General features: G+C 64.8%; 11 protein-coding genes. 7 read left to right on the plus strand and 4 right to left on the minus strand.

Annotated elements, in window-relative coordinates:
• Nucleotides 1–43: 43 nt before the first annotated feature.
• The 4 genes from M2335_RS04620 to ppc all read left to right on the plus strand — a co-directional run bounded on the left by M2335_RS04620 (nucleotide 44) and on the right by ppc (nucleotide 6,038).
• Nucleotides 44–1,795: a PHA/PHB synthase family protein gene (locus M2335_RS04620; RefSeq protein ID WP_264593934.1), complete on the plus strand. Its 1,752-nt coding sequence runs from the start codon at nucleotides 44–46 to the stop codon at nucleotides 1,793–1,795.
• Between the two features lie 85 nt (nucleotides 1,796–1,880).
• Entirely contained in the window at nucleotides 1,881–2,786 is a 906-nt protein-coding gene (locus M2335_RS04625) for a phasin family protein (RefSeq protein WP_264593935.1), read from the plus strand.
• Nucleotides 2,787–2,922: 136 nt separating this feature from the next.
• Nucleotides 2,923–3,267: an ATP-dependent Clp protease adapter ClpS gene (gene clpS, locus M2335_RS04630; protein ID WP_264571201.1), complete on the plus strand. Its 345-nt coding sequence runs from the start codon at nucleotides 2,923–2,925 to the stop codon at nucleotides 3,265–3,267.
• Between the two features lie 83 nt (nucleotides 3,268–3,350).
• A complete protein-coding gene (ppc, locus tag M2335_RS04635; protein WP_413716102.1) occupies nucleotides 3,351–6,038 on the plus strand; it encodes a phosphoenolpyruvate carboxylase in 2,688 nt (895 codons plus the stop codon).
• A gap of 226 nt (nucleotides 6,039–6,264) precedes the next feature.
• Here ppc and M2335_RS04640 read toward each other — a convergent pair whose 3' ends face one another.
• Nucleotides 6,265–6,816, minus strand: a complete 552-nt coding sequence (locus M2335_RS04640; protein ID WP_181560520.1) for an outer membrane beta-barrel protein — start codon at nucleotides 6,814–6,816, stop codon at nucleotides 6,265–6,267.
• Between the two features lie 238 nt (nucleotides 6,817–7,054).
• On the minus strand, nucleotides 7,055–7,510 hold the full coding sequence (locus M2335_RS04645; protein WP_264593937.1) for a peptidylprolyl isomerase: 456 nt from the start codon (nucleotides 7,508–7,510) through the stop codon (nucleotides 7,055–7,057).
• A 202-nt stretch (nucleotides 7,511–7,712) separates the two neighbouring features.
• Here M2335_RS04645 and mgtE point away from each other — a divergent pair, with 202 nt between their 5' ends.
• The 3 genes from mgtE (at nucleotide 7,713) to map (ending at nucleotide 10,186) form a co-directional block, all read left to right on the plus strand.
• Nucleotides 7,713–9,143 (plus strand): magnesium transporter, encoded by a 1,431-nt coding sequence (gene mgtE / locus M2335_RS04650; protein ID WP_181560518.1) that lies wholly within the window; start codon nucleotides 7,713–7,715, stop codon nucleotides 9,141–9,143.
• A gap of 70 nt (nucleotides 9,144–9,213) precedes the next feature.
• Nucleotides 9,214–9,414 carry a ParD-like family protein gene (locus M2335_RS04655; RefSeq protein WP_181560517.1) on the plus strand — a complete coding sequence of 67 codons (201 nt, stop codon included), beginning with the start codon at nucleotides 9,214–9,216 and terminating at the stop codon, nucleotides 9,412–9,414.
• Nucleotide 9,415: 1 nt separating this feature from the next.
• Complete coding sequence (gene map, locus M2335_RS04660) at nucleotides 9,416–10,186, plus strand: type I methionyl aminopeptidase (protein WP_264575070.1); 771 nt, start codon at nucleotides 9,416–9,418, stop codon at nucleotides 10,184–10,186.
• A 517-nt stretch (nucleotides 10,187–10,703) separates the two neighbouring features.
• On the opposite strand, the gene M2335_RS04665 is transcribed toward map, so the two are convergent.
• On the minus strand, nucleotides 10,704–12,167 hold the full coding sequence (locus M2335_RS04665) for a succinylglutamate-semialdehyde dehydrogenase (protein ID WP_264593938.1): 1,464 nt from the start codon (nucleotides 12,165–12,167) through the stop codon (nucleotides 10,704–10,706).
• Nucleotides 12,168–12,234: 67 nt separating this feature from the next.
• Entirely contained in the window at nucleotides 12,235–13,662 is a 1,428-nt protein-coding gene (locus M2335_RS04670; protein ID WP_264593939.1) for a protein adenylyltransferase SelO family protein, read from the minus strand.
• Nucleotides 13,663–13,689: the final 27 nt, after the last annotated feature.

A 13,689-nucleotide genomic window follows, 5' to 3' on the forward strand; every position in this document is an offset into this window, starting at 1 on the left:
TCTGGAAAACGGACCGTCCGGACAATCGAGCGAGGCATCTCCCATGGATCAGGACCTGAAAGACGCGACCGGCCTTGCTCAGCTGCAGCACTGGACGCGAGTGGTGGGGCTTGCCCAGCAGGCGATACTGGAGCGCAGCGCCGAGCTGGCGGAGCAGGCGACGCGCTTTCCCGGGCATGAGGCGCGGCCCAATCTGGAGAAGATTGCGCGCATCCAGTCGCAGGCGGCGGAACGCAGCATGGCGGTGTGGCAGCAGGTGCTGGCGCGAGCGATGGACGGCATCGGCGCAGGACCGGACGGCGATGCGAAACCTGCGCCTGCCAGTCGTGATCGGCGCTTTGCCGATCCGAGCTGGCACGACAATCCGGTGTTCGACCTCATTCGCCAGATGTATCTGCTGGCCTCCGATTATTTCATGCAACTGGCCGATAGCGTCGATGGTCTCGATGTGCGGGACAAGGAGAAGCTGCGCTTCGTGACCGAGCGGTTTGTCGAGGCGGCCAGCCCGGCGAACTTCCTGTTCACCAACCCCGCCGCGCTTCAGCGGCTGATCGAAACCAAGGGCGAGAGCTTGCTGACCGGGCTGGAGCATATGCTCGCCGACCTCGATCGCGGCCAGCTCACCCATACGGACGGCTCCGCCTTCGAGCTGGGGCGCAACATCGCCACCACGCCGGGCAAAGTGGTCTACGAGACCCCGCTCTACCAGCTCATCCAGTATGAGCCGACCACGCCGCAGGTGATGAAGACCCCGCTGCTGATCTTCCCGCCGTGGATCAACCGCTTCTACATTCTGGATCTCAACCCGGAGAAGAGCTTCGTCAAATGGGCGGTGGATCAGGGGCTGACCGTGTTCATGGTGAGCTGGAAATCCGCCGATGCCAGCATGGCCGATTTCGACCTGGGCGACTACATGCTCAAGGGGCAGGTGGACGCGATCGATGTGGTGCGCGATCTGCTCGATGTGCCGAGCGTCCACACCATCGGCTACTGCGTGGCGGGCACTTTTCTTGCCGCGACGCTTGCATGGCTGGCCGCGCGGGGTGAGAGCGACAAGGTCGCCAGCGCCACTTTTTTCACCACCCAGGTCGATTTCTCCGAGGCCGGCGATCTCGCTCTTTTCGTCGACGACGAGCAACTGGCGCTGATCGATGGCTTCGTGAAGGACGGTTATCTGGATGGGCGCTATCTTGCGGCAACATTCAACCTGCTGCGCGGGCAGGATCTGATCTGGAACTATGTGGTCAACAACTACCTGCTGGGGAAGGATTATCCCCAGTTCGACCTGCTCTACTGGAACGGTGATACCACCAACCTGCCGGCGAAATGGCACCGGGCCTATCTCACCCAATTATATCGCGATAACCGGCTGGTCGTGCCGGGCGGCCTTGAGGTTGATGGCATCCATATCGACCTGCGCAAGGTGGAGACGCCTTCCTATATTCAGGCCGGTATCGAGGACCATATCGCGCCGCCCTGCAGCGTATGGAAGCTGATGGACCAGTTCTCCGGGCCGCGGCGGTTCGTGCTGGCGGGCTCGGGGCATATTGCCGGCGTGGTCAATCCACCAGCGGCAGGCAAATATCAATATTGGACCAGCGCGGCGCCACAGCCTGACTTTGCCGCGTTCCGCAAAGCCGCGCAGGAAACGAAGGGGAGCTGGTGGCCGGATTGGCGGGCGTGGCTGGCAGAGCTGTCGCCAGAGACTGTCAGTGCCAGCGGTGCGCGGATGCCGGGAGAAGGCAAACTTCCCGCGATCGAGGATGCGCCCGGACGCTACGTCACGCAGCGTTGACCGGCGCTTTTGCGTTGATTCACCGCCTGTAAGACAGTTTTGTTGCACTGCATCATTTTACTTGCAGATTCGATCCGATTCGCTTATGTTGCATCGCAGCAAAGTTCGAGGAGTGAGTCTGTTGGCAACCCCGCGCAAGTCCCGTTCGTCCAAAGCCGGTCCCCGGCCCGCGACGTCCGTTGCACGGAGTCCGGCCAAGAACGACGTTTCCAAGCCTGTGGCCAAGCCCACGGGTGAGAAGGTCGCGGCCGCCGCTCCGATGCCGGTCAAGGCGCCGGTGACACCGAAGGCGTCACTCGCGCCCAAATCTGTCGCCGCGGCGGCTCCTAAAGCCGCACCTGCGACTGCGGCGATTGTGGAGAAGCCGGTCGTGAAAACGCCGGTTGAGTGGCCCGTCAGCGCTGCCCCCAAGGCTGAAGCCGTTGATGCCAGTCCGGCGCCCCTCTCACCTGTCTCGAACCCAGAATTGGCGGATGCAATCCCCCTTCCCGACACCGGGAAATCCGCCGCAGCGAAAGGCGAACCGACCATGACCGATATGATGGACACCGCGAAAACCTATGCCGAGGAGGCCAAGACCCGTATGCAGAGTGCCTTCACTGAAATGAACGAGAAGACCAAGGCGGCCATGGAGAAGTCCGGCCGGGCTTTCGAAGAGCTGGGCGAACTGACGCGCGGCAATCTCGAAGCGATGGTCGAATCCTCCAAGATCGCTGCCAAGGGCATGGAAACGCTGGGCCAGGACGCCGCCGAATTCGGCCGCAAGTCCTTCGAGAAGTCGAGCGCCACGATGAAGAGCTTTGCCTCGATCAAGTCGCCGGCCGAGTTCTTCCAGCTTCAGAGCGAGCTGCTCAGCCAGACGATGGACAGCTTCGCGTCCGAGGCTGCCAAGAACAGCGAAAAGATGCTCAAGCTGGTGAGCGACATTTCCCAGCCGATCAGCAACCGCGTGTCGGTTGTGACGGAAAAGGTGAAGTCGATCGCAGCCTGATCGGGCCGATCCGATTCAGAAAAGGCGGCTCGCTCCGGCGGGCCGCCTTTGCTTTTTTGGGCAGTCCGTCTCTGTGCCCTTGCAACCAAGGGGGGCGATGCCCTATTTTTGGGCCATGCAAGACAGAAGCGCGATCATGAATCAGCCGCTCATGGCTGGGCGGCCCGACGAGGAAGGGCCGGGCGATCCCGGTCTTGGCGTTGCCACCCGTACCCGCGCACGCACCCGCAAGCCCACGCCTTACAAGGTGTTGATGCTCAACGACGACTATACGCCGATGGAGTTCGTCGTCGATGTGCTGCAGCGCTTCTTCCGCATGGACATCGAGCAGGCGACCCGCGTGATGCTCCACGTCCACCAGCGCGGCGTCGGCGTGTGCGGGGTGTTCAGCTACGAAGTCGCCGAGACCAAGGTCAATCAGGTGATGGATTACGCCCGCCAGAACCAGCATCCGCTCCAGTGCACGCTGGAGCACGCCTGACCGGCCAACGGGTGGGTGAACTTGCGGCCCGCCCGCCCAATCCGTTCTTGACCCGTTGATCGCTGCAATGCAGCATGGCGTGCATGTCACCCATGCGCCCCGCCATCACCCAAAATCCTGACATTCGCTATCTCGGGCGCCTGCTCGGGGATGTCATCCGTGTCTATGGCGGCGAGCGCCTGTTCAAGCAGACCGAATATATCCGGTCCGCCTCCGTCGACCGGGCGCGCGGCGTGGCCCCGGCCGAGGGCGTGGACAGCGGTCTCGATGCGCTGACGCTGGACGATACGCTCGCCTTCGTGCGCGGCTTCATGCTGTTCTCCATGCTCGCCAATCTCGCGGAGGACCGCCAGGGCGTCGCCGCCGAACCGGGCGCGGACGTTGCCAGTGCCACCGCCAAGCTGAGCGAGCATGGCATCAGCCCCTCCGATATCGTCAAGCTGCTGGAAACGGCGCTGGTGGTGCCGGTGCTGACCGCCCACCCGACGGAAGTGCGCCGCAAGTCGATGATCGACCATCGCAACGTCATCTCCGATCTCATGGCCCTGCGCGATACCGGCGCGAGCGAGACGGATCATGGCGAGCCGATCGACGAGGCGATCAGCCGTCAGATCGCCCTGCTTTGGCAAACGCGGCCACTGCGCCGTGAGCGGCTGTTCGTGCGCGACGAGATCGACAATGCGCTCTCCTATTTTCGCGACATCTTCATGCCGGTTCTGCCGAGCCTTTACGCCCGCTGGGACCGGGTGCTGGGGCAGCGCGTCCCCAATTTCCTGCGGCTCGGCACGTGGATCGGTGGGGACCGGGACGGCAATCCCTTCGTCCAGGCTGAGCAGTTGCGCACGGCGCTGGGCCGGGCGAGCGGATCGACCCTGCGCTTCTATATGGATGCGCTGCACGAGCTGGGCGCGCAGCTCTCCATCTCCAGCGAGCTTGCGGCCATCCCTGCCGGCGTCCGCGATCTGGCAGCGGCCAGCGGTGACGAGGCTGCCAGCCGGCGCGACGAGCCCTATCGCCGGGCCGTCGCTGGTATCTATGCGCGCGTCGCAGCGACCTATGAACAGCTCATCGGTACCCCGCCGCCGCGGCCCTCACGCCTTGCAGGCGAGCCCTATGCCGATGCGGGCGAGCTGCGCGCCGATCTCGCGACGCTTGGGCGCGGCCTCGCCGTCGAAGGCAATGGCGCGCTCGGCAGCGGCGGCGGCCTCGCCCGGCTGATCCGGGCGGTCGAGCTGTTCGGCTTCCACCTCGCCACGCTGGACATGCGCCAGAACAGCGCGGTGCATGAGCGCGTCGTCGCGGAATTGCTCAAGGTCGCCGGTGTCGAGCCGGATTATCTCGCGCTCGATGAAGAGGCGCGCGTCGCCTTGCTGCGCGGCGAGCTGGCCACCAACCGCCCGCTCGGCTCCCGCTTTGCCGACTGGAGCGAGGAAACCGCCACCGAACTCGGCATCGTGGAGGCCGCCGCAGAGGCGCATCGCCGCTATGGCGCGGCCTGCATTCGCCATTACCTCATCTCCAAGGCGGAGAGCGTGTCGGACATGCTGGAGGTGAACATCCTCCTCAAGGAAGCCGGCCTGTGGCGCGCGGCGCAGGACGAGGGCGCGCCGCATGCCCCGATCATGGCTGTGCCCTTGTTCGAGACGATCGCGGACCTCGAAAAGGCGCCTGCCATCATGTGCGATTATTTCGGCCTGCCGGAGATCGGCGCGCTGGTCCGGGCGCGCGGCCATCAGGAAGTGATGATCGGCTATTCCGATTCCAACAAGGATGGCGGCTATCTCACCTCGACGTGGGGCCTGTACGAAGCCAGCCTTGCGCTCACACCGGTGTTCGAGGAAGCCGGCGTTGCGATGCAGCTCTTCCATGGGCGCGGCGGTGCGGTCGGGCGGGGGGGCGGCTCGTCCTTCGCAGCCATTCAGGCGCAGCCGCCCGGCACGGTGCAGGGCCGCATCCGCATCACCGAACAGGGCGAGGTCATCGCCGCCAAATATGGCACGCTGGAGAGCGCGCGCACCAATCTTGAGGCCGTCACCAGCGCGGCTTTGCTCGCCAGTCTGGAGCCCGAGCGGCTCTCCCCCGCTGACAACGAACGCTTCACTCAGGCGATGACGCGCATTTCCGGCCTCGCGTTTGAAGCCTATCGCGGGCTGGTTTACGAGACCAAGGGCTTCCGGGAGTTCTTCCGCGAGCTGACCCCCATTCAGGAGATCAGCGGGCTCAAGATCGGCTCGCGCCCGGCCAGCCGCACCAAGAGCAATCGCATCGAGGATTTGCGCGCGATCCCATGGGTCTTCTCTTGGGCCCAGGCGCGGGTGATGCTCCCGGGCTGGTATGGCGTCGGGCAGGCGCTGCGCGATTTCGGGGACGACGCGCTCCTCAAGGACATGGCGCAGGCCTGGCCCTTCTTCCGGGCGAGCATGGCAAACATGGAAATGGTGCTCGCCAAGTCGGATCTGGAGATCGCCGCCAAATATCTGCCGCTGGTCTCGGATCGCGCGGTGGGCGATCCGATCTTCGAGCGCATCCGCGAGGGCTGGCATCTTGCCCATGACCAGCTGCTCGCTGCCACCGGGCAGACCCATCTGCTGGCGGACAGCCCGGCGCTGGACGCCTCCATCCGCTTGCGGCTGCCCTATATCGAGCCGCTCAATCTCCTGCAGGTGGAGCTGCTCAAACGCCACCGCGCCGGGGAGACCGATCCGCGCATTCGCGAAGGCATTGAACTCTCGATCAACGCCATTGCGACGGCGTTACGCAACAGCGGATAAGGAACGGCTGGCGGGCAGGCGTTGCGGCCCCCTCTCACTCGTCCCGTTCGCCCGAGCTTGTCGAAGGTCTGCTTTCCTCTTCCCCGGCCAGAGGAAAAGGACGGCCCTTCGACAAGCTCAGGGCGAACGGAAGGGTAAGCCATTAAAAAAAACGGCCGGGAGGAAACTCCCGGCCGCTTCTTTTCATGCGATCTGCTCAGATCGAGCGGATCGCAGTCACTGGTGATCAGAACTTGGCAACAACACCGACCATCGGGCGGAAGCTGTTGAAGTTACCGCGCGTGTCGACCTGCGCACGCAGACGGATGTTGCTGGTCTCGGCCGTGCTGCCCATGTCGGCCAGCGAAAGCTCGACGCCACCGCCATAAGTCACGCCGTGATAGTGGCGATCGGTGTCGGCCAGCGGCACGGTCTTGTCATTGAACTGGGTCCACTGATAACCGACCTTGGCGAAGAACATGCTGTCCTTACCGGCCTTGAGGCCCAGACGGCCTGCGGCGCCATATTCCCAGTCGATGTCCTTGTCGAAGCCCTTGGCGACGCTACCTTCGGCACCGACCACGACGGGGCCGAGGTCGTAGTTCAGACCGGCCACGCCTTCAGCGACCCAGCCGCGATAGCCGCTCGGCGGTCCACCTGCGGGCTGCTGGTTGTCGAAGTCATGCAGGCCGCCCATCACGCCGACATAGGGCTGCAGGCCCTGCGCGTCCTGTGCCAGAGCCGGGGCCGAGAGACCCGCTGCCAGAGCAACGGCGAGGGTGAGGGGAAAAGCTTTCATAACACTGAACCTTCTATTAACAGAACAGGACTGTTTAGGTCCTCGTTTCGCGACCGACCTGCGTCGATCACTGTCCCTAAAATGGCTCAGCCAGATGAACCGTTCCCGAATGAATTGTGGAGCAATTGTGGAAAGGCCCCGCTGTTGCACATGTGCTACACAACGGGGCCATTCACTTGGCGTTCAGTTTTACTTGAAGACTTCGCGATAGTATTACAATCGCGCAGGCAATCTTGCCTTAGGCTTCACTCACCGTAGCCTTCACGATCTTGCCCGGCTTTGCCGGCGGCTCGCCCTTGGGCAGCGCGTCGACATGCTCCATGCCTTCGGTCACAACGCCCCAGACGGTATATTGACGATCGAGGAACGTCGCATCGTCGAAGCAGATGAAGAACTGGCTGTTGGCGCTGTTCGGGTTGGAGCTGCGTGCCATAGAGCACACGCCGCGCACATGCAGCTCGCTGTTGAACTCGGCCGGCAGATCGGGAAGCTTCGAGCCGCCCATGCCGGTGCCGGTCGGGTCGCCGCCCTGCGCCATGAAGCCGGGGATCACGCGGTGGAACACCACGCCATCATAAAAGCCGTCCTTGGCAAGCGCGCTGATGCGCTCGACATGCTTGGGGGCCAGATCGGGGCGCAACTGGATCACGACGTCGCCGGTGTCGAGCGTCAGGGTAAGGGTCTGGTCGGCCATGGGGGCAGTCTCCTTGTCTCTACCGGCCTCGGGTCGCAATGCGGAGCGGAAGCGGGCGGGGGAATGGAGCCGCCTCTATAGTGACTGCTTTCGTCAAGGGAAGGCTGCATGACGTTGCATTTGCCCCGGGCATGGGCAAAAGGAGCGATTATCGAGAGCAGGCGTGGCCAGTGGCGGCCGCAGCCGGAAAGGGAGGCGCCGCATGAGCGAGACCGAGGCCGCATCGCAGCCCGGCGCGATCCCTCCCGAGGAGGAAGACGCGCTCGTCGATACCAATCTGGACGAGGACGATCGTCTTCGGCCGGAGTTCGTCTCTGCCGTTCTGTCCGCCGTCGAGGAGGGCAAGGACGATGCAGCGCAGGCGTTGGTCGAGACGCTGCACCCCGCCGACATCGCCGATCTTCTCGAGCTGACGCCCGAGGATCGCCGGGCCGGGCTGGTTCATGCGCTGGGCTCGCTGGTCGGCGCGGAAGTGCTGTCCGAGCTGAACGATTATGTGCGCGATACCGTCGTCGAGGCGCTCGAGCTTGAGCAACTCGCGGAACTGGCCGGCGAACTGGATACCGACGATGCCGTCGCGATCATCGAGGATCTCAACGAGGAGGACCAGCAGACCGTCCTCGATGCGATGGAGCCGGAAGACCGCGCCGCCATCGAGAGCGCGTTGGGCTATCCCGAGGAATCCGCAGGCCGACTCATGCAGCGCGATCTGGTCGCGGTGCCTGAGCATTGGACCGTCGGCCAGACCATCGACTTTTTGCGCGATACCCGCGACCTGACATCGGATTTCTGGGAAATCTTCGTCGTCGACGCGGCCCATCGGCCCATCGGCTCCTGCCAGCTCTCCTGGGTGCTGCGCTGCCCGCGCGAAATCGCCATGAGCGATGTGATGAAGCGCGAGCAGACGCTGATCCCAGTCGACATGGATCAGGAAGAGGTCGCGCTGCGCTTCCAGAAATATGCGCTGATCTCGGCAGCGGTGGTCGATCCGGGCGGGCGGCTGGTCGGCATGATTACCGTGGATGACGTGGTCCACATCATCCAGGAAGAAGCCGGCGAAGACATTCTCCGCCTGTCGGGCGCCGGTGAAGGCGACATCAACGAGCCGGTGCGGGAGAGCTACAAGGCGCGCGTGCGCTGGCTGCTCGCCAATCTCATCACCGCGTTGTTCGCCACCGCCATCATCGCTGCCTTTGAGGATGCAATCGCGAAGATGGTTGTGCTGGCGGTGCTGATGCCCATCGTCGCCAGCGTGGGTGGCAATGCCGGCAGCCAGACCATGGCGGTCACCGTCCGCGCCCTTGCCACCAACCAGATCACCGCCTCCAACACCTGGCGCATGATCATGCGCGAATTGCGCGTGGCCGTGCTGAACGGGGCGACGGTCGCGGTGGTGCTCGGCATCGGGGTCGGGCTGTTCTTCCAGGACCCCTTGCTGGGCGGAGTCATCGGCTCCGCGATGGTGCTGAATATCGTTACGGCCGGCTTTGCGGGAGTCGCCGTGCCCATCCTGTTCGAGCGGTTCAACGTCGATCCTGCGGTCGCCTCCTCGATTTTCGTGACGACGGTCACCGATTCGATGGGCTTCCTCTCTTTCCTGGGCCTGGCCACGCTGGCGGGACTCACCAGCTGAACCGTATCGTTTGACGTATGACGATATGAACCATATATGGTCCGCATATTGTCTATATGCGGAGCGGTTCATGGGTTTGGTCAAGATCGAGGATGGGTTGCATGAGGAAGCGCGCCGCACCAGCGCCGTCATGTGCCGCTCCATCAATGCTCAGGCCGAGTTCTGGATGAAGATCGGGATGCTCGCCGAGGCCCATCCCACATTGTCGTTCAACGAGATCGTGAAGATGGAAAAGGACCGGCAGGACCTCGCCACCGCGCAGGCCGCCTGAGATGGTCAAGACGCCGGACGAACTCGCCCTCATGCGCATCTCCGGCCGCTTGCTCGCATCGGTCTTCGAGATGCTGGACGGCGAGGATCTTGTCGGCCGCTCCACCATGGCGGTCAACGATCTGGTCGAGCGCTTCATCGTCGATGATCTGGCGGCACGTCCAGCGAGCAAGGGGCAATATGGCTTTGCCTATGTGCTCAATTGTTCGATCAACGAGGTCGTCTGCCATGGCGTGCCGGATGCCGACCGGATCATTGCGGATGGCGACATCATCAATCTCGATATCACGCTGGAGAAGAACGGCTTCATTGCCGACAGCAGCAAGACCTATCTCGTCGGCACGGTCTCGCCCGCCGCGCGCCGGCTTGTGCGTGTTGCCCAGCAAGCGATGTGGCAGGGCATCCGCCAGGTGCGCCCCGGCGCGCGCCTCGGCGACATCGGCTTTGCCATCGAGCGCCACGCCAAGAAGCAAGGCTACTCGGTCGTGCGGGAATATTGCGGCCATGGCATCGGGCGCGAGATGCACGAGGACCCGCAGGTGATGAACTTCGGCCGTCCGGGCACTGGCCTCACACTGCGCGAGGGCATGGTGTTCACCATCGAACCGATGGTCAACCAGGGCACGCGCGGCGTGATGACCAAGGGCGACGGCTGGACGGTGGTGACGAAGGACCGCAAGCTTTCCGCGCAGTTCGAGCATACGGTTGCCGTAACGGCGACCGGCGTCGAGGTGCTGACGCTGCGGCGGGACGAGCAGCCGCTGGCGGCGTGAGGGAGCTTTGGGCTGCGTGGCTGGTGCATATGCCGGCTACTCGCAGCGATTATGGAGGCTGCTCGGCCAGAGACAGCGACATTGCAGACGGTATTTCCGTTCGTCCTGAGTAGCTGCTGAGCTTGTCGAAGCGGCGTATCGAAGGACTTGCCCTCGGGCTGCAGTGCTTCGATACGGCTCTTCGGTACGCGCCTGCGGCGCTACTCAGACCCTACTCAGCACGAGCGGTGAGGGTTGGGGGGAGGGCGCGCCGTACTATGCTTGCCATTCACTCGCTGTATCTGAGCGGGGGAGGCTGCCCGCCAGTAGGATGTCCGGGCGTTCTGATTTGGCGGAGACGTCTCCCTCCTCTTCAGAGGAGGGGTCGGGGGTGGTGGCGATGCGTCAGCATCGCGCGTTCAGCGGATGACGGCGCGGTCGCTGCACCACCCCAACCCCTCCCCTGAAGAGGAGGGGCTAACAACTGGCTCCCACGACGGCTCGGGCCTATCGCCCTGGCTTTACCCCTCGCGAGCCTTCACCGATCCGCCACAATCGCGCGCAGACCTACGCCGATTGTCGCGCGGGGCTGGGGCATTTCGGATGAAGCGACGGGGTAAGCGCAATGGTCGGCCATATAATGGCCGCCGGGGCGGTGATTGCCTGACAGGCCGATACCGCCGACCGGTGCATTGGGCGCGAGCGCATAGGTGGGTCGGTTCCAGTTGACGATGCCGGCGCGGCTGTTGGCCCAGAAGCGATCATAATGTTCGGGGCCACCGCCGATCAGCGTCGCGGACAGGCCGTGGCGGGTGCTGTTGGCTTCGATGATCGCATCGTCGAAGCTGGCGACGCATATGACCTGCAAGATCGGGCCGAACAGTTCTACGTCGCTGCGCGGTGCCATGGCCGTCACGTCGATGATGCCGGGCGTGACGAAGGGCAGGCCTTCGACCGGGCGCTGCATGTGCCGGATCGGCCGGCCGCCATGGCTCATCAGATAGAGGAAGCTTTCGGTGAGGCCGTCGGCAGCGTCCATGTCGATCACCGGCCCCATGAAGGGGAGCGGATCGGCGGTCGGCGGGCCGACGATCAGGCGGTCCGTCAGCGCTTTCACCGCAACGAGCAGCGGCTCGGCGAGGGTGTCGCGCACGATGAGGCGGCGGGCGGACAGGCAATGCTGCCCGCTCATGTCGAAGGCCGACTGGACGATGAGCGCGGCGGCGCTGGCGATGTCCGGCGTGTCCCAGGCGATGATCGGATTGTTGCCGCTCATTTCCAGGGCCAGCAGCTTGCCGGGCTGGTCGGCGCAGGCGCGGTTGATGGCGCGGCCGGTGCGGGTCGATCCGGTGAAGAGCACGCCGTGAACGTCCGGCGCCGCGGCCAGCGCTTCGCCGGTCGCCGGGCCACCGATCACGCATTGAACCTGATCGTGCGGCACGCCGGCCTCATGCAGCAGACGCACCAGCATTTCGCCGGTGGCGGGCACCTTCTCCGAGGGCTTGAAGAGCACGCCATTGCCTGCAAGCAACGCCGGCACGATATGATCGACCGGAATGCGCGCGGGCAGGCAATGCGGGGTGATGATGGCGAGCACGCCATGCGGCTTGTGGCGCAGCGCGGTGCGGGCGCCCATCGCGCCTTCGCTCTGCCGCTGGCCCGTGCGTTCGGAATAGGCCTGTACGGCCTTCTCGACCCGCTCGAACAGGCTGATCACCTCTTGCCGCGTGGACCAGAGCGGTCGCCCGGTTTCGCGCGAGATCAGGGTCGCGAAGGCCTCCTCACTGGCGCGCACGGCATTGGCGAAGCGGCGCATGGTCTCGATGCGGACGGCGGAGGAGAGGCCTGCCCATGCGGTCCATTGGTGCGCCACCAGCGCGATCTGCGCGGCGGGGTCGGCCTCCTGCCCCTGCCAGACGACCTCGCCCGTCGCCGGATCGAGCGATTCGACGACTGAAGGCTCGTGCGGAGCCTCGGTGGCATGAAGCGGCGCGTGCAACATGGAGCGGCTATGCGGCGCAATTAGTTTCCAGCGGATTTACGACGCGCGCTCCGGGGCGCGCACCGGCTTATGCGCTGCGCGAGGCGAGCGGCTGGCCGGGCACCGGGCCGTGCGCCGCCCCCATGGCGCGGATCGCCTCGATCTTGGCGTAAAGCGGGCTCCAGTCATCGCGCTCGGCGATGGACGCCCAGAGGGCCTCGACTTCCTCGATGTGCATCGAGCAGGGCGCATCGCCGTGCCAATAGGGATGGTCACCAGCGCCGGGCCGTAGGGTGAGGGGCTCGCGCGCGGTCCGGACCTTGTCCCACGCTGCGCCCGAATAACGCGATTCGGCACGGTCGCCACGCCGCCAATCGAAGAAGAAGCGGTCGATGAGCACATCGCTGCCGCGCAGCGCCTCGACAGCGGCGACCACGAAAGCGCGGCCGGCCTCCGAGTCCGGCGCGTCGAGGCCCAGCCGCCAGAGGAACCGCTCGATCAGGCGACTCTCATAAATGGCCGGAAAACGCCGAAGCACCTCGACCAGCGCCTCCGTCTCCGCATGCTCCACCAGCGATTGCGCCAGTTGCGCGACATCCCAGTGGATTGCCTCGGCCTGGCGGGAGAAGGCGTAGAGGCCGGTCTGGTCGAAATAGGCGGCGGTAAAGCCCGGCTCCCAGCGCGGGGTGAAGCGCCATGGCCCATAGTCGAAGCTCTCGCCCGTCACCGCGATGTTGTCGCTGTTGAGGACGCCATGGACGAAGCCGGCGACCATATAGCTCGCGGCGAGATCGGCCGTGCGCGCGACGACCGCCTCCAGCAGCGTGAGCGCGGGCACCTCGCCCGGCTCCACCGCCAGCAGATGGCGCAGGCAGTAGTCGATCAGCCGTGCGCTCTCCTCGCGCTGGCCGAGATAGGCGAGCCGCTGGAAGCTGCCGATGCGGATATGGCCGTGGCTGAGCCGCACCATTACCGCCGAGCGGGTGGGGGAAGGCTCGTCGCCGCGCACCAGCGGCTCGCCGGTTTCGACGATCGAGAAGGTGCGCGAGGTGGTGACGCCCAGCGCTTCCAGCATTTCGGTCGCGAGGATTTCGCGCATGCCGCCCTTGAGGGTCAGCCGTCCGTCCGCGGTGCGGCTCCACGGGGTGCGGCCCGAGCCCTTGGTGCCCAGATCCAGCAATCGGCCGCCTGCGGGCGCGGCCTCGCGGATCTGGGCGAACAGAAAGCCGCGTCCATCGCCAAGATCGGGATTGTAAGTACGGAATTGGTGACCGTGATAGCGCAGCGCCAAGGGTGTCGGCTGCGCGTCGGGCAGGGGCGTGAAGCGGCCGAAATGGCTGATCCATTGCGCATCGTCGAGTGCCGCCAGCCCCACCGTGCTGGCCGCGCGATCATTGCGGAAGCGCAGGATCGTCTGCGGGAAATCCGCCGGCTGCACGGGGTCGGCCAGAAAATCCGCAATTGAAGCTATTGCGCGTTCCGGATGAAATATGTCTGTCTTAAGCGCTGCGTCCATGCTCTGATATGGGGGGCGCCCCGGGAA

The sequence above is a fragment of the Sphingobium sp. B12D2B genome, from assembly GCF_025961775.1.
In the GTDB taxonomy this organism is placed as follows: Bacteria; Pseudomonadota; Alphaproteobacteria; order Sphingomonadales; family Sphingomonadaceae; genus Sphingobium.